Genomic DNA, 19248 nt, shown 5'->3' with positions numbered 1-19248 from the left:
GAGGAGCGCCAGCGACGACCTCCCCGGTGGTTGNNNAGGTGCGAGGAGCGCCAGCGACGACCTCCCCGGTGGTTGAGGTGCGAGGAGCGCCAGCGACGAGCCTCGAAACCTCTGGCCGTGGTGCTGGAACTGTGCTGGGCACAGCGGATGCATCGGGCCCGGGGGTTTCGAGGCTCGGCGCCGGGGCGCCTCGCACCTCAACCACCGGGAGGGGCGCGGGTGCCGGGGCGCCTCGCACCTCAACCGCCGGGAGGGGCGCGGGTGCCGGGGCACCTCCCACCTCAACCATGGGAGCTGTCGGGAGGGCCGGGACGACGAGCGAGCCCGCGAGCGCGGCCGCGAGGGCCTCGCCGAAGGCGGCGCCGACGTCGCCGGCGGGGACCTCGCCCGGCGTACCCCCGTCGGGGGCGGCCGGCGTCGGGATGCCGGGGAGGAAGGGTGTGATGGTCATGCTGGGTTTAGCTCCTCACCATCGCCATGATGTTGCGGACGTAGTTCTGGGTCTCCCGGTACGGCGGGATGCCGTCGTAGCGGGAGACGGCGCCGGGGCCGGCGTTGTAGGCCGCCAGGGCCAGCTCGGGGGTGCCGAACTTGTCGAGCAGCGACCGCAGCAGGCGCGCGCCGCCGTCGATGGCCTGGGCCGGGTCGAAGGAGTTCGTGACGCCGAGGCTGCGGGCGGTGCCGGGCATCAGCTGCATCAGGCCCTGCGCGCCGGCGGGGCTGACGGCCTTCGGGTCGAAGCCGGACTCCTGCTTCGCGACCGCGGCGAGCAGCTCGCCGGGGACCCCCGTCCGGGCCGCGGCGCGGTTGATCAGGTCGGCGTACGGCGTCGAGGAGCCCACGCGGGCTGCGATGCCGCCCGTCGTGCCGCCGACACCGGAGGCCGCGGCATCGGTGCGCAGCACGCGGCGGATGATGTCCGGGTCGGAGGGGACGTCGACGATGCGGACGTTCAGGCCGGTGCGGGGCGCCTCGATCATCTTGCCGTCGCCGATGTAGATGGCGATGTGGTCGGCGCCGTTGTTGCGGCTGGAGTTGTCCCACGCGAGCAGGTCGCCGGGCTGGGCCTGGGCGAGGCTCGCGACCGGCGTGCCGGACCGCGCCTGGTCGGCCGAGACGCGCGGCAGCTCGTAGCCCAGGGCCTTGTAGACCTGCTGCACGAGGCCGGAGCAGTCGACGCCCCTCTCCTTGCTGGTGCCGCCCCAGACGTAGGGGAGGCCGAGGTACTTCTTGGCCTCGGCGACCACGTCCTGGCCGGTGATGCCGTTCGCGTCGCCTGCGGCGCCGGTCGCCGTGGCGAGGGCCGTGGAGAAGTCGGCCGACGCCGACGTGGTCGCGGAGGTCGTGGTGAACCGCGCCAGCTGGGCCTGGATCGAGGCGATCCGGGCGGTGACGTTGTCGATGCTCATGGTGTGTCCTCCGAGCGGCCACGGGACCAGCGCTGGGCGGCGAGGTCGTCGGCCTCGCGGGCCTCCCGCCTCCCCGCCTCGGTACGACGCCGCAGGGCTCGTCGCTCGAGGAGCAGCTCCACGGCCGCGAGGCGCGCGCGGTCCGCGCCCCAGCGGGTGCGGGCCTCGGCGCTGACCACCTCGGCGCTCGCCAGCTCGGTCCGGGCCTCGCGGGCGAGGACGCCGACGTTCGCGAGTGCGGTCCGCTGCGCGACCAGCGCGCTGGTCGTCGACACCGCGTCGACACCGGCGGACTCGAGGGTGGCCGAGAGCCCGGTGAGCCGGGTCGCGAGCGCGGCCTCCTCGGCCAGCACGTGCTGCAGGCCGATCCGGCTGTCGGTCTCGCGGACGCCACGGACCCGCGCCACGGCGGCCAGGCCGCGGTCCTCGCGGTGCACCCGGGCGCTCATGACGCGACCAGCCCGGCGAGGCGGTCCCACGTGTCCGTGGTCGGGGTGAGCTCGTCCATGTCCTGCTGCAGGAAGGCCTCGATGCGCGGCAGCCGGGCGAGCGCGGCGTCGGCGTGCTCGTCGGCGCCGGCGACGTACGCCCCGATCTCGACGAGCTCGCGGACGGAGCGGTGGGCGGCGAGCATCCGGCGCAGCCGGGCGGCGTCGCCCTGCTGGTCGAGGGTGGTCACGGCGCGGTGCACGCGGGAGATCGACTCGAGCACGTCGATGGCCGGGAAGTGTCCGGCGGTGGCGAGCTCGCGGCTCAGCACGACGTGGCCGTCGAGGATCGAGCGGGCGGTGTCGCCGATCGGGTCCTGGAGGTCGTCGCCCTCGACGAGGACGGTGTAGAGACCGGTGATCGAGCCGTGCGCGGACGTGCCGGCGCGCTCGAGGAGACGGGGGAGCAGGCCGAAGACGCTGGGTGGGTAGCCGCGGGTCGCGGGCGGCTCGCCGGCGGAGAGGCCGATCTCGCGCTGGGCCATGGCGACACGGGTGAGCGAGTCCATCATCAGCAGCACGTCGCGGCCGGAGTCGCGGAACCACTCGGCGATCCGGGTCGCCGTGAACGCTGCGCGCAGCCGCTCGACCGCGGGTGCGTCCGAGGTCGCCACGACGACGACGGAGCGGGCCAGGCCCTCCGGCCCGAGGTCGCCGTCGATGAACTCGCGGACCTCGCGGCCGCGCTCGCCGACGAGGGCGATCACGTTGACCTCCGCGTCGGTCCCGCGGGCGATCATCGAGAGCAACGACGACTTGCCGACGCCGGAGCCCGCCATGATGCCGAGCCGCTGGCCGCGGCCCGCGGGCACCAGCGCGTCGAGGGCGCGGACGCCGAGACCGAGCGGCTCGGTGATGCGCGGGCGCGACAGCGCGTCCGGGGCGGACAGCTCGGTGGAGACGGCCTCGAGGCCGTCGAGCGGCGGACCGCCGTCGACCGGGCGGCCGAGGCCGTCCAGCACGCGGCCCCGCAGGGCGTCGCCGACCCGGACCTGCAGTGGTCCGCCGGTCGTGTGGACGTGGTCGCCGACGCGGACGCCGGTCGTCGTACCGAGGGGCAGGCAGATGGCGGCTCCGTCGCGCAGGGCGGCGACCTCGGCCAGCAGCGGGCCGGCCGTCGTCCGGACCTCGAGCAGGTCGCCCGCGGCGGCCTCCGGCAGGCCGCGCACCTCGAGGTGCAGGCCGACCAGCTCGGTGACGGTGCCCAGGTGCAGCGGCCGCGCGGCGTCGACGGCGCGGTCCAGGACGGCGCTGGAGATCCTCATGCGAGCACCTCGCGGACCCGGGCCATGGCCGTGTCGATGCGCAGGTCGGTGACCGACCCGTCGGGTGCCTCGACGAGCGCGTCCGCCGGGCCGAGCGCGGCGTCCGGGACGACCTCGAGGCCACGGTCGGCGAGGTCGCGCACGGCGGCGTCGCCGACGACCGACGGGTGCAGGCGGACGCGGCCGACCGGGACCGGCGGCAGCACCTGGAGCACGCGGACGACGACATCGGCCGCGGTCGCGGACGCCGCCCGGGCACCCACGATCTCGGCGGTGAGCGCCAGCGCGACCTCGGTCGCCTGCTCCTCGATCGCTGCAGCCAGGCCGTCGAGCAACCCCCTGACCTGCTCGGCGGCCCGGCCCAGCGCGTCCACGGCCGCGGCGTGCTCCGCCTCGCGGCGGGCCTCCGCGGCGGCGTGGTGGCCGATCCGGTCGGCCTCCTCGGCGGCCGCCTGCTCGGCAGCCGCCCGACGTCCCTCGGCCCAGCCCACGGCGTACCCCTGGGCGCGGGCGGCCTCCCGTGCCTTGGCGGCGAGGCCGTCGAGCATGGACTCGGTCACCGGGTCGCCGAGCACGGAGGAGCCGCCGAGACGGGTCCAGTTCGCGACCCGCAGCTCTGCCAGGGAGTTCTGCAACGTGACGGGCTCGGGTTTCGAGACGCGCGGTTCCGTCCTCGTTCCTCGGACGGACGCGCCCTCAACCCCTTCGGCCGACGCGCTGTGCGAGCGAGCTCGCACAGCGCTGCCCTCAGACGACGAACTCATCGTCGTTCCCTCGCCGGACCATGATCTGGCCCTGCTCCTCGAGCTGGCGGATGGTGCGGATGACGCCCTGCTGGGCCTCCTCGACCTGTGCGAGTCGGACGGCGCCGAGCAGCTCGACCTCGTCGATGAGGTTCTCCGCCGCACGCTCCGACAGGTTGCTGGTGATCTTGGTGCGCACCGACTCGCTGACGCCCTTGAGGGCGAGGGCGAGGTCGGCGGTGTCGACCTGGCGCAGCACCTGCTGCACCGAGCGGTCGTCGAGGCCGACGATGTCCTCGAACATGAACATCCGGCTCTTGACCTCGTCGGCCAGCGACGGGTCGAGGCCCTCGAGGCCCTCGACGATCTGCCGTTCCGTCGGGCGGTCCGACCGGTTGATGATGTTGACCAGTGGGTCGACACCACCGACGCGCGAGACCTCGGCGGGCTGCAGCATCGACGACAGCTTCCGCTCGAGGATCGCCTCGACGGTCCGGACGATCTCGGGCGAGGTGCGGTCCATGACGGCGATCCGGTGGGCGACCACGGCCTGCTGGTGGGCGGGCAGACCGCTCAGCAGCAGGGACGCCTTGTCGGCGGCCATGTGGGCGAGCACGAGCGCGATCACCTGCGGGTGCTCGTCGGCGATGAATCCCCGCAGCTGCGCGGGATCCGCGCGGTGCAGGAACTGGAAGGGCATCTGGACGGCGGCCGCGTGCAGCCGCTCCATGATCTCCTTCGCGCGCTCCGGGCCGAGGGACTGCTCGAGCAGCTGCTGCGCGAACCCGAAGCCGCCCTGGGTGACGTGCGCGTGCGCCGTCGCCAGGTCGTGGAACTCGCTGAGCACCTGGTTGGTCTCGTCGGCCGTCACGGCGTCGAGTCGGGCGATCTCGGCGGAGATGGCCTCGACCTCGGCGTCGGACAGGTGCGACATGACCTGCGCGGCGCGGTCCTTGCCGAGCTGGATGAGGAGCACGGCGGCCTTGCGGACACCGAGCTGGACGATCGCGGACGTCGGTCCCGCGGCGAGCATGGCCGTCACTTCCCCATCACTTCCTGGGCTCCACGAGCCAGCCGCGCAGCAGCGCGGCGACGTCGTCGGGCTGGCGCTCGACGAGGGCGATCAGGTCCTCGCGCATCGAGTCGGACTCGTCGTCCTCGGCCGCATCGAGGGCCGCCAGGGCGGGGGACTCGAGCACCGGCGCGCGGTTGGCCGCGTCGAGGCGGAGCTGCTCGACGACGTACGACGTCGCCTGGTCGCGGGCCTTCGCCCGGCGCCGGGCCTGCCACCACCCGATCAGCACGAGGAGGAGCACGCCGCCGCCGATCGCGCCGTTGCGGATCAGCGCGTTCTTGCGGTCCGCGGCCTCGGCCGCCTTGGCTGCCGCGATCTCGGCGGCGTTGGCCTCGGCGACGCTCTTGTCGAAGGGCAGCACCGCGACCTCGATCGTGTCGCCGCGCTGCGGGTCGATGCCGGCCGCGCTGGCGATCTGGTCCTTGACGACCTCGGGCTGGATGTCCGCCGCGGCGGTGGCGTCGAGGGTCACCGCGATGTGCAGCGACTTCACGCCGCCCGGGGCCGACTCGCGACGCTCCACGACCTCGTCGAGCGCGTTGTCGCGGGTCTCGGAGTTGTTCTCGTAGGTGCCGTCGCCGTTGGCGCCGGCCGTCGGGTCCATCTGCCCGTCGGGGCCGACCACGCCGCCGGCCTGGCTGTTGGGGTTGGTGCCCGAGTACTTCTCCGACGTCTTCGTCTGCGACTTCGGCGGGTTCTTCTTCTCGTTGCTGTAGGACCGGCTGTCCGTGGTCGACTTGTCGAAGTCGAGGTCGGCCGTGACGGTCGTCGTCGAGTTGCCGGGACCCACCCAGGTGTCGAGCGCGGTCTTGATCTTGTCGCGCATCGAGTTCTGGAAGGCCTCGACCTGCTTGGCCCGCGTGGAGGCTGCGCCGGTGGTGCCGTCCGCGCTGTCCGCGGTCAGCAGCTTGCCGGCCGCGTCGCTGATCGTGACGTTCTTCGGGTCCAGGCCGTCGATGCTGCGCGCGACCAGGCTGACCATCGACTGGACCTGCTCGTCGTCCAGCTCGGCACCCGGGGTGGTGTCGATCAGCACGGACGCGGTGGTGGGCTCCTGCTCGTCGCTGAAGACCTTCGCCTCCGGCATCGCGAGGTGCACGATCGCCGTATTGACGCCGTCCATCGCCTCGAGGGTCTTGGCGACCTCACCCTCCATCGCGCGCTTGAAGTTGGTGTTCTCCTGCGACTCGGAGGTGGACAGGCCCTGGTCCTTGAGGACTTCGTAGCCGCCGGTGCCCGAGTTGCCCGGCAGGCCCTTGCCCTGCAGCTTCACGCGGCTGGCGTAGACGTCGTTGCGCGGCACCATGACGGTGCTGCCGCCGTCGGCGAGCTCGTACGAGACGCCCTCGGCGTCGAGCTCGTCCACGATCGCGCTGGCGTCCTCGCCGGAGAGGTTCGAGTAGAGCGGGGCGTAGGTGGGCGCCGAGACCCAACGGAAGACGAGGAAGGCGGCGAGGAGCAGGGCCGCCGTACCGACGACGGCGACGGCCTTCTGCCCCGCGGTGAAGGCCGCGAAGGTGTCCCGGGTCCGGGTGAGTGCGAGGTTCAGTCGTTGCTGCATCGATCAGCCCTCAGACCTGCATCCGCATGATCTCGTTGAACGCCTCGACCGCCTTGTTGCGCAGCGCCACCGTGAGCTGGCTGGCGACCGACGCCTCGCTCGCGGCGATCGTGTAGTCGTGGATGTTCTCGAGCTTGCCCGTCGCGGCCTGGACGGCGAGGCCGTCGGCCTTGTCGGTCAGGCCCTCGAGCCGGTCGAGGCCGTCGAGGACCATCGAGCCGAACTCGGTGTCGGTGCCGGCCGGCGCCTGGACAGCGGTCGACGGCGAGAGCGCCATGGCCGGGTTGACCGCGGCCGAGCCGGCCACGGTCGGGAACTGGAGGGGCGAGATGTCCATCAGCGGTTCCCGATCTGCAGGGCCGCGGTGTAGGTGTCCTGCGCGGTCTTGGTCACCTGGACCGAGGCCTGGTAGCCGCGCTGGGCCATGACCAGCTGGCTCATCTGCGAGGACATGTCCGTGTCCGGGAGCCGCACGTAGCCGTCCTCGTCCGCCAGCGGGTGGTCCGGCGAGCTGACGACGCGACCCTCGGCCGCGGACTGGGCGAAGCCGTCGACGTCCACGCCGCCGTCGCCGCGTGCGCCGAACACGACGTACGTCGCGCGGAACGCCTCGTCGTCGGTCGAGCGGACCGTGTTGACGTTGGCGATGTTGTCGGCGAGAGCGTCCAGCCACACCTGGTGGGCGCCGAGGGCGGTGTTCGCGATCCGCAGGGTGTCGAAGGCGCCCACTAGAAGGCACCGCCCATCGTGCTCAGCCGGGAGCTGCGGTCGCTGATCGCGCGGCCCATGATCTGGTACTGGTACTGCGTCTGGATCGCCGCGATCGACTCCTTGCGGAGGTCGACGTTGTTGTCGTTGGCACCGACCGGGGTCTCCGTCGCCTCGACCGTCGCACCGATGGCTCCGGGGCCCGAGGTCATCGCGCCGCCACGCTCGATGGCGCGCTCCAGCGCGGACTCGAACTCGACACTCCGCGCCCGGAAGCCGGGGGTGTCGACGTTGGCGATGTTGTCCGCGATCACGTTCTGTCGCGTGGACAGTCCGTTGATCGCCGTGTGCAACACGAACCCGACTGCGTCGGACGCTGCGAAGGACACGAAACGACCTCTTCGGCAAAGTCACCGACCCAGGGGTCGGTGAAGCATCGGTGCCGGTCCGTCGGCGGGGATGAGCAATCCGTCGCTCACGAGGCCCGATCGGTCCGGGTCCGTCCCACCTGAGGACCGGGTGGTGGGACTTGGTCCCGAATAGTCCGTCCGTTCGTCAGCGGGCCCTGGTGGTACGGCGGGCCAGCCACCGCTGGTCGCCCCCGTCGCGGACCATCACGTCCGACACCTTCAGGCGGCCGAGCACCGGCAGGCCGAGCCGGCGTCGTACCCGGAAGTCGAGGACGTAGAGGCGGTAGACCATCCGGATCGCCACCCGGTTGCCCAGGCGGTCGAGCAGCCGCAACCCGCGGAGCGCCCGGTCGAACCAGCGCTGGTCCTGCGTGGACCACGTCCAGCCCATCAGCGCGCGGAACTCCGGCGGCAGGTTGCCGCGCGTCAGGAAGTGGTAGGTCCGCCCGGCCACCCGGCTGAGCAGCCGTCCCGGCAGGCCCCAGGCCTCGGCGAGGAAGCTGAGGTCGGCGAGCGACTCGAAGTCGCGCCGTACCTCCTCGGAGATCGACAGCCGCGGCACCATCCCCGCCCAGTACGCCTCGAACGCGGCCCAGTCGGCCGGCCAGTCCGCAGCGCGGACGTTGACGCCGGTCGCCAGCGGCTGCGCCGCCCGGGTGAGCACGTCGAGCTGGTCGCGCTCGAGCGGGCCGTGGAGCAGCGTGTACTGGTCGAGGTAGAAGCGGAACAGGCAGGCCGCCACCCACAGCTGCAGGTCCGCCGCGTTGCCGCTGTAGCGGACCGGGCTGTCCGGGGTGGAGTGCACGTGCCGGTGGACCTCCGCCACGGCCTCGCGCATCGCCGTACGGTCGTCGTCGTCGCCCATCACCGCGAGCGCGAGGTACTGCCCCGTCGTCCGACCGCGCTTCACCGGGTGGCGGCGCGGGCTGCCCGAGGTCACCCGGCTCTCGCTGACGCCCTCGCCGACCGCCGGCAGCGAGAGCTGCATGATGATGTTGGCGACCCCGCTGGTGTTGCCCAGGGACGTGACGGTGCCGGCCAGGGTGGTGGGAGCCTTCCTCGGCACGGCGGGGATCCGATCTGTCAACGGCTGTGTACAGATGGGACGTTAGTGGCGCGGCCCGGGTGGGTCAAGGAATCTCGCCCCGTCCGGTGGTTGAGGTGTGAGGCGCGCCAGCGCCGAGCCTCGAAGCCTCTGGCCGCGCTGCTGGGACTGGCTGTGCTGCTGGTTCACGCCGCAGGGGCTCCTGGGGCGGCCGCGCNTCGCTTCGCTCGCCCGCTGCGCGGCGCCTTCGGCGGCCTTGACCCCGGGCCCCGGCCGGTCGGCTGGGCGGCGCGGTTGGCGGCACGGACTTCGTCCGCGCCGCCGCTGACGCGGCCGCCCGGCTCGTGTGGGTCTGTTGCGTGTTGGTGACCCCTCGTTTGGTCACAGACCGCAGAGAAATCGGCCGAAAATCTGCGGTCTGTGCCCACTCGAGGGGGTCACGACGCCGAGCCGCAGCCGGCCGGGTCTGTTCAGTGCGTGGTGACCTTGACCGGCAGCGTCTTGATGCCGTTGACGAAGTTGCTGCGGACCCGGCGGACCTCGCCGTTCAGCTCGATCGACGCGAGGCGGGGGATCAGCTCCTCGAACATCAGCCGGATCTCCATGCGGGCCAGGTTGTTGCCCATGCACAGGTGCGGGCTGCCCTTGCCGAAGGTGACGTGGTCGATGTCCCGGCGGGTGACGTCGAAGGCGTAGGGGTCGTCGAAGACGTCCTCGTCGCGGTTGCCGGAGGCGAACCACATGACCACCTTCTCGCCCTCCTTGATCGTCTGGCCGCCGAGCTCGACGTCGCGGGTGGCGGTGCGACGGAAGTGGTAGACCGGGGAGGCCCACCGGAGGAACTCCTCGACGGCGTCGGGGATGAGCGACGGGTCCGCCTGCAGCTTGGCGAGCTGCTCGGGGTGCTCGAGCAGGGCGAGCATCGAGTGCGTGATGGTGTGCCGGGTGGTCTCGTTGCCGGCGACGACGAGGAGCAGGAAGTACGAGTCGTACTCCGAGGCCGACATGGCCTGTCCGTCCTCGGGGATCTTGTTGACGAGCTGGCTGACCAGGTCGGTGCCGTCGCCGCCCTTGCGGATCGCGGCGAGCTCGCGGCCGTAGTCGAAGACCTCCTGCGAGACGGGGGAGCGGAACGGCAGGTGCTTGTACTGCTCGCTCGCGGCGTCGGAGATCAGGATCTTCGCGTGCTCGGGGTCCGAGAAGCCGATGATCTCGTTGCCCCAGTCGATCAGCTGCCCCGTCCTCTCCTGCGGTACGTCGAGCAGGCGGGCGAGCACCTGGATCGGGAAGTCCGCGCTGACGTCCTCGACGAAGTCGAACTCGCCCTTGGCGAGGGCCGCGTCGACGGTCGTGCGGGTGATGTCGCGGAGGAGGGCCTCGTAGTTGCGCATCAGGTTGGGGCGGCTGAACTCGCGGGAGATCAGCTTGCGCAGGGCGCGGTGGCGCAGGCCGTCCATCTCGAGGATGGAGCGGCGGGCCTCGCGCAGGTCCTCGTCGACCTCCTCGAGGTTGACGAAGCCGGTCGACGTGTAGGTCTCGGGGTCCTTGTCGACCTCGCAGATGTCGGCGTGCCGGGTGACCGCCCAGAATCCGCTGCCGCCGTCGGTCTCGCGCTGCCAGTGGACAGGGGACTCCTTGCGCAGGGTGTCGAGCATGCCCCATGCCTCGGGGCCGGCGAAGCGGTCGAGATCGACCAGGTCGACGTCCTCGAGGGGGACGTACGGCGGCTTGTCCACGGCTTCTCTCCATCCGTTCTGTGCGTTGCTGGGCAGCGCGTCTCCAGAGATCGTTCGGATCCGAACAATATCTCCCGAGAAGTTTGCGCGCAAGGGTGGTCTTTCGGTTCCAGGGTGGCTATCGTACGGATCCGAACGATCTTTCTCCCGACCTGAAGCTGAGGCCCGATGAACAACACGAAGGGGTTCTTCTACCCCCGGACCGCGACCGGTCAGTCCTCCGTGATCCCGTCGCCGCCGTGGTACTACTCCGGTGACCTCCTGACGGTCGAGTACCGCACCGACCCGGGCCGTGTCGCCGAGCTCCTCCCCGAGCCGCTCGAGCTCGCGCCCGAGGACCCGGGCGCGGTCGCGCTGATCTGGGCGGACTGGCAGTCCTGCTCCGGCTCGCGCGAGGAGTTGCTCGACCCGGTGCGGTCGCAGTACAAGGAGGCCTTCGTCGTCGTCCGCTGTGCCTACGAGGGCGTGACCTACTCCCGCTGCGTCCACATCTGGGTCGACAAGGACTTCGCGATCGCCCGCGGCATCCACCAGGGCTACCCGAAGAAGCTCGGCTCGATGTGGCAGACCCGCCCGCACCCGTTCAGCCAGGGCGCGCCGCAGGTCGCCGCCGGCGGTGTCTTCGGCGCCACGCTGGCCGCCGGCGACCGCCGCCTCGCGCAGGCCGTGCTGACCCTCAAGGAGGAGTCGCCGACCAACGGCTTCGTCAACGGCCACCCGATGGCGCACCACCGCGTCTACCCGGGCATCGCGAGGAACAGCCCCGACGCATACGGCGAGCTCATCGCCTCCGGCGGCGCGTCCTTCGAGGGCGGCCCGACCTGGACCGGTGACGTCGAGGTCGAGCTCTTCGAGTCCCCGACCGAGGAGCTGCACCGCCTGCCGGTGCAAGAGGTCATCGGTGGCTACTACCGCCAGGTCGGCGTCGTCTGGGACGGCGGCTCGACGCTCGCCACCAACACCGACGGCACCTGGGAGCCCGCGCGATGAGCGCCGACCGCCCGGAGCACATCGCCCTCGTCGAGGGCGTCGAGGTCGACACCCGCCACTGGATCGGTGGCCAGCGGGTCGCCTCTGCCGACACCTTCGTCGACATCTCGCCGATCGACGAGTCGGTCCTCGCCCACGTCCACGCAGGGACGACGACCGAGGTCGACGCTGCGGTCGCCGCTGCCCGTGCGGCCTTCCCCGCGTGGGCCGCGCTGTCGGTCAAGGAGCGCAGCGACATCCTGCGCGCCGTCGCCGACGGGATCGAGGCGCGCGTCGAGGATCTCTCCCTGGTCGAGACGCGCGACAACGGATCGCTGATCCGCAGCCACCGCCGGGGCGTGATGCCCCGCGTGGCCATGAACTTCCGCGCCTTCGCCGACTTCGCCGAGCACCAGCTGGGCCACCCCGACATGGAGGTGCCCGGCCGCGGCCACCGCGAGCGGATCTCCTACGACCCGGCCGGCGTGGTCGCCGTCATCACGCCGTGGAACGCGCCGCTGATGCTCGCCAGCTGGCGGATCGGCCCGGCCCTCGCCGCGGGCAACACCGTCGTCGTCAAGCCGCCGGAGTGGGCGCCGCTGACGGCGAGCCTGCTCGCCGACATCATGCACGAGGCCGGCGTACCGGCGGGCGTCTTCAACGTCGTCCAGGGCACCGGCGCCGACGCGGGTGCGCCGCTGACCGCGCACCCGGGCATCAACCGGCTCGCCTTCACCGGCTCGGTCCCGACCGCCGGTGTGATCGCCAAGGCCGCCGCCACCAACATCGTGCCGCTGTCCTACGAGCTCGGCGGCAAGTCGCCGCTCCTCGTCTTCGAGGACGCCGACCTTGACCTCGCCGTCGAGATCGCGGTCGAGCAGTTCGACAACGCGGGCCAGGTCTGCCTCAAGGCCGCGCGGATGTACGTCCACACGAGCCTGGCCGAGGAGTTCACCCGCCGCGTCGTCGAGGGCGCCTCGCAGCTGGTCCAGGGCGACCCCCGCGACGAGTCGACCGACGTCTCGGCGCTGGTCGCACGGCGCCACTTCGAGCAGGTCTCCGGCTTCGTCGAGCGGGCCGTCGCCGACGGTGCCCGCCCGCTGCTGGGCGGTGGCCCCAACCGGGAGCTGGGCGGCCTCTACTACCGGCCGACGATCCTCGTGGACGCCCGCGACGACTCGGAGATCATGACCGAGGAGGTCTTCGGTCCGGTCGTCACGATCAGCACGTTCGAGACCGAGGAGGAGGCGGTCGCCAAGGCCAACGACACCCCCTTCGGGCTCGCCGCGACGATCGTCACCGGCGACAGGGACCGCGCCGAGCGGGTGTCCGCGGCGCTCGACGCCGGCACGGTGTGGGTCAACTGCTTCTTCGTGCGCGACCTCAACGCCCCCTTCGGCGGCAACGGCAAGTCGGGCATCGGTCGTGAGGGCGGCATCTGGTCCTTCGACTTCTACACCGACATCAAGAACAGCGTGTTCTCCCCGACCGGCTGGACGAGTGGAGGTGACTCCTGATGGGTGAGGTCGTCGGCGCGGGCCTGGTCGCGCACGTCCCCACGATCGTGCTGCCGGAGGAGATCCGGCGCGAGCTCAACGACGGTCCGGACACCACGCTCGTGTCCGGCCTGCAGCAGCTGCGGCGCGAGGTCTTCGACGTGCTCGACTACGACACGGTCGTGGTCCTCGACTCGCACTGGGCGACCACCGTCGAGTGGGTCGTCACCGGGCAGGAGCGCCGCTCCGGGCTGTTCACCTCCGAGGAGCTGCCGCGCGGCATGAGCCAGCGGCCCTACGACTTCGCCGGTGACCCCGAGCTGGCCGCGCTGATCGCCGGCAAGGCCGCGGACCACAGCACCTGGATCACCTCCATCGAGGACGACCACCTGCCGATCTTCTACGCGACGACCAACGTGTGGGAGTACCTCGGCCAGGGCCTGCCCGAGAAGAGGTGGATCTCCATCGGCGTGTGCCAGACCGCCGACGGGGAGGACGCGTTGCGCCTGGGCCGCGCGCTCGGTGCCGCGATCGCGGAGTCGGACCGCAAGGTGCTGCTGGTCGCCTCCGGTGCCATGTCCCACACCTTCTGGCCGCTGCGCCGGCTGCGCGACCACGAGGCCTCGGGTGTCGAGCACATCTTCACGCCGGAGGCCGCGGCCGCCGACGCGGAGCGGATCGGCTGGTTCAAGCAGGGCGACCACGCGCGCGTGCTCGACACGATGGACGAGTTCTACCGCTTCAAGCCGGAGGCCCGGTTCCAGCACTACCTGATGATGATGGGCGCTCTCGGCGAGGGCGACTGCACCGCTCCCGGCCGCCAGTACGGCGAGTACGAGAACTCCATCGGCACCGGACAGGTGCACCTCTGGTTCGACCGCCCGGAGGGCGGCTTCCCCGCTCCCCGCCCCACCCCCACCGACCCCGACTACGTCCGCCAGATGAGCGGTTCCGGTGCCGACGTGCCGGCCGCCGGCTGACCCGCCGAGAGGAAACACCTGACATGACCACCGAGTACCGCCGCATCCTCCTCGACGGCAACGCCGTCGACGTCCGCCGCGAGGGCGAGACCCTCGTCGCCGGGGACGGCCGCACGGTCGCCATCGCCGACGCGGTCCACCTGCCGCCGGTCACCCCGAGCAAGATCGTGTGCGTCCACCTGAACTACTCCTCGCGCGTCGAGGAGATGCTGACCACGCTGCCGCCGGCGCCGACGTACTTCCACAAGCCGGTCTCCGCGCTCAATGCGCACGACTCGGCCGTCGTGCGGCCGCAGGGCTGCAAGTGGCTCAACTACGAGGGCGAGATCGCGATCGTCATCGGCAGGACGGCGCGCAACATCTCGCCGGAGGAGGCGGGGGACTACATCCGCGGCTACTCCGTCGGCAACGACTACGGCCTCCACGACTTCCGCGACACCGACTCCGGCTCGATGCTGCGCGTCAAGGGCGCCGACACGCTGTGCCCGATCGGCCCCGGCATCGTCGAGGGCTGGGACTTCCGCGACAAGCAGATCCGCACGATCGTCAACGGCGAGGTCCGCCAGGACGGCAACACCCGCGAGATGAAGTGGGACATGCACTACCTCGTCGCCGACATCGCGCGCACGATCACGTTGCACCCGGGCGACATCCTGCTGTCCGGTACGCCGGCCATCTCGCGCACGGTCCACCCCGGCGACGTGGTCGAGGTCGAGGTCGAGGGCCTGGGCACCCTGCGCAACCACATCGTCGAGGGCCCCACGCCGATCCGCAGCGACGTCGGCGCACAGCCGACCGAGAGCGAGGAGGTCCTCTCGACGGCTCAGGGTGGCGACTGGGAGTTCCGCGGCATCCGCAAGCCCGACCTGTCCAACACCCACTGAGGACCTTCGCCGTGCCCGCACCCCGGATGCTGATGATCCTCAGCGAGAACTGGACCCTCACCGACGGCCGCAACCTGGGCGACCTGGTCACCTGGGCCCGGATCGCCGAGGACACCGGCTTCGACTCGGTGATGATCTCCGAGCACGTCGTCCTCGGTCCCGACGCCAGCGACAAGGGTGTGATGGGCAACCCGCGTGACTACGCGGCGCCCGGCAACCAGGACCCGCTCATGCCCTGGCCGAACTCGCTCATGCTGTTCTCCGCGATCGCCAGCGTCACCGAGCGGATCCGCCTGGTCGGTGCGGCGGTCCTCGCGCCGCTGCGCCACCCGCTGCTGCTCGCCCGCGAGCTCGGCACGCTGGACCTGATCTCGGAGGGCCGGCTGGTCGTCCAGCCGAACGTGAGCTGGAGCAAGGACGAGTACGCCGCCATGGGCGTGCCCTTCCGTGAGCGCGGCAAGATCCTCAGCGAGCAGCTCGAGGTGATGAAGCTCGTGTTCGAGCAGTCGCCGGCCACCCACCACGGCCACTACTTCGACTTCGAGGACATCTACCTCGAGCCGAAGGCGTTCCGGCCCGAGGGTCCGCGGATGTGGTTCGGCGGGCAGAAGGCGCACGGCGCTGTCGTCGAGCGGATCGTGAAGTACGGCCACGGCTTCCACCCGTTCGGCCGTCCGACCGAGGAGGACCTGCGGGTCATCCGCGAGGCGATGGCCGAGGCCGGGCGCGACATGGCGGAGCTCGAGATGGTCGGCGGCGTGCGCTACTCCTTCCCGGACGACCACTCGCCGGCGGACCTCGCGGAGTCGATGGACTCGATCCCCGAGCAGCTCGAGCAGGGCTTCACCACCATCTGCATCAAGCCGTCGATGTACATCGACGACCAGTCCGGGATGGAGACGTTCTGCAAGGACGTCATGAAGCGGGCGGAGGCGATGGGCTGATGGGCAGGCGCCTGCTCCTGATCGGCCACGACTACCTCGCTGCCGGCGGCATCGAGGAGCGCTTCGTCCAGCGCGGGTACGACGTCGAGCGGGTCCAGGTCGTCCCGCCCGACCGCTTCGAGGACCCCGGTGTGGACGCCGACCTCCCGGACCCGCGCGACTACGACGCGCTGCTGGTGCTCGGTGCGCGGTGGAGCGTCTACAGCGACGAGGTCGCCTCCTGGGTGAAGCCGGAGCTGGAGCTGCTGCACACGGCCGACGAGGCCGGCGTACCCGTCCTCGGGATCTGCTTCGGCGGCCAGATGCTCGCCCAGGCCCATGGGGGCGAGGTCGTGGCTTCGCCGGCTCCGGAGATCGGCCCGCACGTGGTCGCCGGGGTGCCGGCGGTGGCCGGGGTCTGGACGCAGTGGCACTACGACAAGTTCGTGCCGCCGGCGGACGCGACGGTCGTCGGGGTCAGCGCCGCGGCGCCGCAGGCGTTCGTGCTGCGGCGCAACCTCGCCGTCCAGTTCCACCCGGAGGTGGACGAGGAGAGCGTCCGCGGGTGGGTCGAGGACGGCGGTGCGCAGATGGCGCGCGACCGCGGGCTCGACCCCGAGGTGCTGCTGGAGCACGTGGCGTCCCTCGACGCCGACGTACGGGTCCGGGCGGGCGCGCTCGTCGACTACTTCCTCGACGACGTCGCGGCCGACCGGTGAGCGGCAAGGTCGTCCTCGTCACCGGTGGCGGCACCGGCATCGGCGCCGCGATCGCCCGCCTGCTCGCCGGCAACGGCGACCGGGTCGTGATCTGCGGCCGGCGCGAGGCGCCGCTGCGCGCGGTGGCCGAGGAGACGGGCGCCCACGTCGTCGTCGCCGACGTCAGCGAGAACGCTGGTGTGGAGCAGGTCGTCGCGGAAACGGTCGCCACCTTCGGCCGGCTCGACGGGCTCGTCGTCAACCACGGGATCATCCACGTCGGCCGGGTCGACGAGGTCACCCCCGAGCAGTGGGACGACACGATCCGGGTCAACCTCACCTCGCCCTTCCTGCTGGTGCGGGCCGCGCTGCCGCACCTCCTCGCCGCACGCGGCGCGGTGGTCAGCGTGTCGTCCGTCGCCGCCCTGCGCGCCAGCGACGGGATGGCCGCCTACTCCGCCAGCAAGGCCGGCCTCCTGCTGCTCACCCAGTCGCTCGCCGTCGACCACGGCCGCGACGGGCTGCGCGCCAACGCGATCTGCCCGGGCTGGACCGCCACCGAGATGGGCGACATGGAGATGGCCGAGCTCGGGGCGGAGCGCGGCCTCTCCACCGAGGACGCCTACCGCCTCGCCACGGCCGTCGTCCCCCAGCGCCGGGCCGCCCAGCCCGCCGAGATCGCCGCCACCGTCGCGTGGCTGCTGTCCGACGCGGCGTCGTACGTCAACGGCGTCGTGCTGCCCGTCGACGGCGGTTCCTGCATCGTCGACCCCGGCACCCTCGCCCTCGACCCCCGCGTCTCGATCGACCTCTCCGAGGAGCCCTCATGAGCAAGTACGCCGTCCGCAACCCCGCCACCGGGCAGGTCGTCGAGACCTTCCCGTCCGCGACCGACGAGGAGGTGGCCGCCGCGGTCGCCTCGGCCGCGTCGGCGTACGCCGAGTGGGGCCGTACGTCGACCGTGGCCGAGCGCGCCGCGCTGGTCCGCCGGGTCGCCGAGCTGCACCGCGAGCGGGCCGGCGAGCTCGCCAAGGCGATCAATGAGGAGATGGGCAAGGCGCTGGGCGCCGCCGAGGGCGAGGTGCTCTTCTCGGCCGACATCTACCAGTACTACTCCGATCGCGCGGAGCAGTTCCTCGCCGATCAGGAGATCGAGCTGCTGGGCGGCAGCGGTCGCGCGCTGCTGCGCCGCCAGCCGGTCGGCGCGCTGCTCGGGATCATGCCGTGGAACTACCCGGTCTACCAGGTCGCCCGCTTCGCGGCGCCGAACCTGGTCACGGGCAACACGATCGTCCTCAAGCACGCGGCGCAGTGCCCGCGCTCGGCGGCACTGCAGGCCGCGATCTTCCGCGACGCCGGGCTGCCGGAGGGCGCCTTCGTCAACGTCTACGCGACCAACGACCAGATCGCCGACGTGATCGCGGATCCCCGCATCCAGGGCGTCTCCCTGACCGGCTCGGAGCGGGCCGGCTCGATCGTCGGCGAGATCGCCGGGCGCCACCTCAAGAAGTGCGTGCTCGAGCTCGGCGGCGCGGACCCGTTCGTGCTGCTCTCGACCGACGACCTCGACGCCGCCGTCGACGACGCGCTGTCCGCGCGCACCGGCAACGTCGGCCAGGCCTGCAACGGCGCCAAGCGCTTCGTCGTCGTCGACGAGCTCTACGACGACTTCGTGGCCGCGCTGCACCAGCGGGTCTCTGCCGCCGCCGTTGCGGCGCCGCTGTCCTCGCTCGCCGCCGCCGAGGGCCTTGCCGCCCAGGTCGACGCCGCGGTCGCCGCGGGCGCGCACCTGGTCGCCTCGGGCGAGCGGGACGGCGCCTTCCACCCGGTCGGCGTGCTCACCGACGTGGCACCGGACAACCCGGCGTACCACCAGGAGTTCTTCGGCCCGGTCGCCATGGTCTTCCGCGCGAGCGACGAGGCCGACGCGATCCGGATCGCCAACGACACGCCGTACGGCCTCGGGTCGTACGTCTACACGACCGACCCGGAGCAGGCCGACCGCGTCGCCAGCGCCCTGGAGGTCGGCATGGTCTTCGTCAACGGCGTCGGCCTCGAGGCCGTGGAGCTGCCCTTCGGCGGCGTCCGGCTGTCCGGCTACGGGCGCGAGCTCGGCAGCCTGGGCATCGAGGAGTTCGTCAACAAGAAGATGATCCGGATCGCATGAGCACCTCTCGTCACACCGTCGCCGTGATCGGTGGCACCGGCCCGCAGGGCAAGGGCCTGGGCTACCGGTTCGCGCGTCACGGCCACGACATCGTCCTGGGCTCGCGTGCTGCTGGGAAGGCGTCGGCTGTCGCCGACGAGGTGAACGCTCGCCTCGTCTCGGTTGCCGGTGCGGGCACGGCTCGTGGTGCCGCGAACGCCGACGCGGTCGCGTCGGCGGACGTGGTGCTGCTGGCGGTGCCGTACGACGGCCACGACGAGCTGGTCGCGTCCCTGCAGCTGGCGGGCAAGACGGTCATCTCGTGCGTGAACCCGCTGGCGTTCGACAAGCGCGGCGCCCACGGTCGGGTGGTCAACGGTGGCGAGGGCTCGGCCGCGGAGTCGGCCCAGGCGCTGCAGCCGGAGGCCGTGGTGGTGGGGGCGTTCCACAACGTCGCCGCCCCCGCGTTGTGGGGCGATGAGGAGTTCCTCGACGAGGACGTGATCGTGGTGGGTGACTCGGTCGAGGGCAAGCAGGTCGCGATCGACCTCGCCGCCTCCGTCACGGGTCGTCCGGGTGTCGACGGCGGCAAGCTCCGCCTGGCCCGTGTCCTCGAGCCGTTCACTGCGGTGCTGATCTCGATCAACCGGAAGTACAAGACCCACTCGGGCATCCGGGTCACCGGCCTCGACCACTGACCCCCGCGCCGCTG

Annotated in this window: 20 protein-coding genes; 9 read left to right on the top strand and 11 right to left on the bottom strand. The window is 71.8% G+C overall.

Annotated features, from left to right (window positions below; genetic code table 11):
• Window positions 1-458: 458 nt before the first annotated feature.
• The 11 genes from ASE20_RS10760 to ASE20_RS10710 form a co-directional block, all read right to left on the bottom strand.
• Window positions 459-1409: a lytic transglycosylase domain-containing protein gene (locus tag ASE20_RS10760; protein WP_056894558.1), complete on the bottom strand. Its 951-nt coding sequence runs from the start codon at window positions 1407-1409 to the stop codon at window positions 459-461.
• Complete coding sequence (locus tag ASE20_RS10755; protein WP_056917951.1) at window positions 1406-1858, bottom strand: flagellar FliJ family protein; 453 nt, start codon at window positions 1856-1858, stop codon at window positions 1406-1408. Before ASE20_RS10755 ends, ASE20_RS10760 begins: the two co-directional genes overlap by 4 nt.
• The gene (locus ASE20_RS10750) at window positions 1855-3162 is read right to left on the bottom strand and encodes a FliI/YscN family ATPase (protein ID WP_056894556.1); all 1308 of its coding nucleotides are present in this window, start codon (window positions 3160-3162) and stop codon (window positions 1855-1857) included. Before ASE20_RS10750 ends, ASE20_RS10755 begins: the two co-directional genes overlap by 4 nt.
• Window positions 3159-3797 carry a hypothetical protein gene (locus ASE20_RS24705; RefSeq protein WP_056894555.1) on the bottom strand — a complete coding sequence of 213 codons (639 nt, stop codon included), beginning with the start codon at window positions 3795-3797 and terminating at the stop codon, window positions 3159-3161. Before ASE20_RS24705 ends, ASE20_RS10750 begins: the two co-directional genes overlap by 4 nt.
• A gap of 112 nt (window positions 3798-3909) precedes the next feature.
• The gene (fliG, locus tag ASE20_RS10740; protein ID WP_056895146.1) at window positions 3910-4938 is read right to left on the bottom strand and encodes a flagellar motor switch protein FliG; all 1029 of its coding nucleotides are present in this window, start codon (window positions 4936-4938) and stop codon (window positions 3910-3912) included.
• A gap of 16 nt (window positions 4939-4954) precedes the next feature.
• Complete coding sequence (gene fliF, locus ASE20_RS10735; RefSeq protein ID WP_056894554.1) at window positions 4955-6541, bottom strand: flagellar basal-body MS-ring/collar protein FliF; 1587 nt, start codon at window positions 6539-6541, stop codon at window positions 4955-4957.
• A 10-nt stretch (window positions 6542-6551) separates the two neighbouring features.
• A complete protein-coding gene (gene fliE, locus ASE20_RS10730) occupies window positions 6552-6878 on the bottom strand; it encodes a flagellar hook-basal body complex protein FliE (protein ID WP_056894553.1) in 327 nt (108 codons plus the stop codon).
• Window positions 6878-7270 (bottom strand): flagellar basal body rod protein FlgC, encoded by a 393-nt coding sequence (locus tag ASE20_RS10725; protein WP_056894552.1) that lies wholly within the window; start codon window positions 7268-7270, stop codon window positions 6878-6880. The genes fliE and ASE20_RS10725 overlap by 1 nt, the downstream gene beginning before the upstream one ends.
• Window positions 7270-7638 carry a flagellar basal body rod protein FlgB gene (flgB, locus tag ASE20_RS10720; RefSeq protein ID WP_056894551.1) on the bottom strand — a complete coding sequence of 123 codons (369 nt, stop codon included), beginning with the start codon at window positions 7636-7638 and terminating at the stop codon, window positions 7270-7272. The genes ASE20_RS10725 and flgB overlap by 1 nt, the downstream gene beginning before the upstream one ends.
• A 166-nt stretch (window positions 7639-7804) precedes the next feature.
• The gene (locus tag ASE20_RS10715; protein WP_200952776.1) at window positions 7805-8725 is read right to left on the bottom strand and encodes an oxygenase MpaB family protein; all 921 of its coding nucleotides are present in this window, start codon (window positions 8723-8725) and stop codon (window positions 7805-7807) included.
• 449 nt (window positions 8726-9174) lie between these two features.
• Window positions 9175-10440, bottom strand: coding sequence for a cytochrome P450 (locus ASE20_RS10710; RefSeq protein WP_225869076.1), 1266 nt, complete (start codon window positions 10438-10440; stop codon window positions 9175-9177).
• 168 nt (window positions 10441-10608) lie between these two features.
• Between ASE20_RS10710 and ASE20_RS10705 the strand changes: the two genes are divergently transcribed.
• Genes ASE20_RS10705 through npdG form a run of 9 tightly spaced genes read left to right on the top strand, consistent with a single transcriptional unit; the run spans window position 10609 to window position 19234 of the window.
• Complete coding sequence (locus ASE20_RS10705) at window positions 10609-11430, top strand: acetoacetate decarboxylase family protein (protein ID WP_056894549.1); 822 nt, start codon at window positions 10609-10611, stop codon at window positions 11428-11430.
• Complete coding sequence (locus ASE20_RS10700; protein ID WP_056894548.1) at window positions 11427-12926, top strand: aldehyde dehydrogenase; 1500 nt, start codon at window positions 11427-11429, stop codon at window positions 12924-12926. The genes ASE20_RS10705 and ASE20_RS10700 overlap by 4 nt, the downstream gene beginning before the upstream one ends.
• A complete protein-coding gene (locus tag ASE20_RS10695; protein WP_056894547.1) occupies window positions 12926-13885 on the top strand; it encodes a catechol 1,2-dioxygenase in 960 nt (319 codons plus the stop codon). Before ASE20_RS10700 ends, ASE20_RS10695 begins: the two co-directional genes overlap by 1 nt.
• Window positions 13886-13908: 23 nt before the next feature.
• Window positions 13909-14769, top strand: a complete 861-nt coding sequence (locus tag ASE20_RS10690; protein ID WP_056894546.1) for a fumarylacetoacetate hydrolase family protein — start codon at window positions 13909-13911, stop codon at window positions 14767-14769.
• Between the two features lie 11 nt (window positions 14770-14780).
• On the top strand, window positions 14781-15713 hold the full coding sequence (locus ASE20_RS10685; protein WP_225869075.1) for a TIGR03619 family F420-dependent LLM class oxidoreductase: 933 nt from the start codon (window positions 14781-14783) through the stop codon (window positions 15711-15713).
• Complete coding sequence (locus ASE20_RS10680) at window positions 15713-16411, top strand: type 1 glutamine amidotransferase (RefSeq protein ID WP_056894544.1); 699 nt, start codon at window positions 15713-15715, stop codon at window positions 16409-16411. The genes ASE20_RS10685 and ASE20_RS10680 overlap by 1 nt, the downstream gene beginning before the upstream one ends.
• Complete coding sequence (locus tag ASE20_RS10675) at window positions 16408-17220, top strand: SDR family NAD(P)-dependent oxidoreductase (RefSeq protein WP_056894543.1); 813 nt, start codon at window positions 16408-16410, stop codon at window positions 17218-17220. The genes ASE20_RS10680 and ASE20_RS10675 overlap by 4 nt, the downstream gene beginning before the upstream one ends.
• Complete coding sequence (locus ASE20_RS10670; protein ID WP_056894542.1) at window positions 17217-18557, top strand: aldehyde dehydrogenase family protein; 1341 nt, start codon at window positions 17217-17219, stop codon at window positions 18555-18557. The genes ASE20_RS10675 and ASE20_RS10670 overlap by 4 nt, the downstream gene beginning before the upstream one ends.
• Window positions 18554-19234, top strand: coding sequence for an NADPH-dependent F420 reductase (npdG, locus tag ASE20_RS10665; protein ID WP_056894541.1), 681 nt, complete (start codon window positions 18554-18556; stop codon window positions 19232-19234). The genes ASE20_RS10670 and npdG overlap by 4 nt, the downstream gene beginning before the upstream one ends.
• The last annotated feature ends 14 nt before the right edge of the window (window positions 19235-19248 follow it).

Source organism: Nocardioides sp. Root240, assembly GCF_001428825.1.
Taxonomy (GTDB): domain Bacteria; phylum Actinomycetota; class Actinomycetes; order Propionibacteriales; family Nocardioidaceae; genus Nocardioides.
This window is presented reverse-complemented; position numbering and strand designations above follow the sequence as displayed.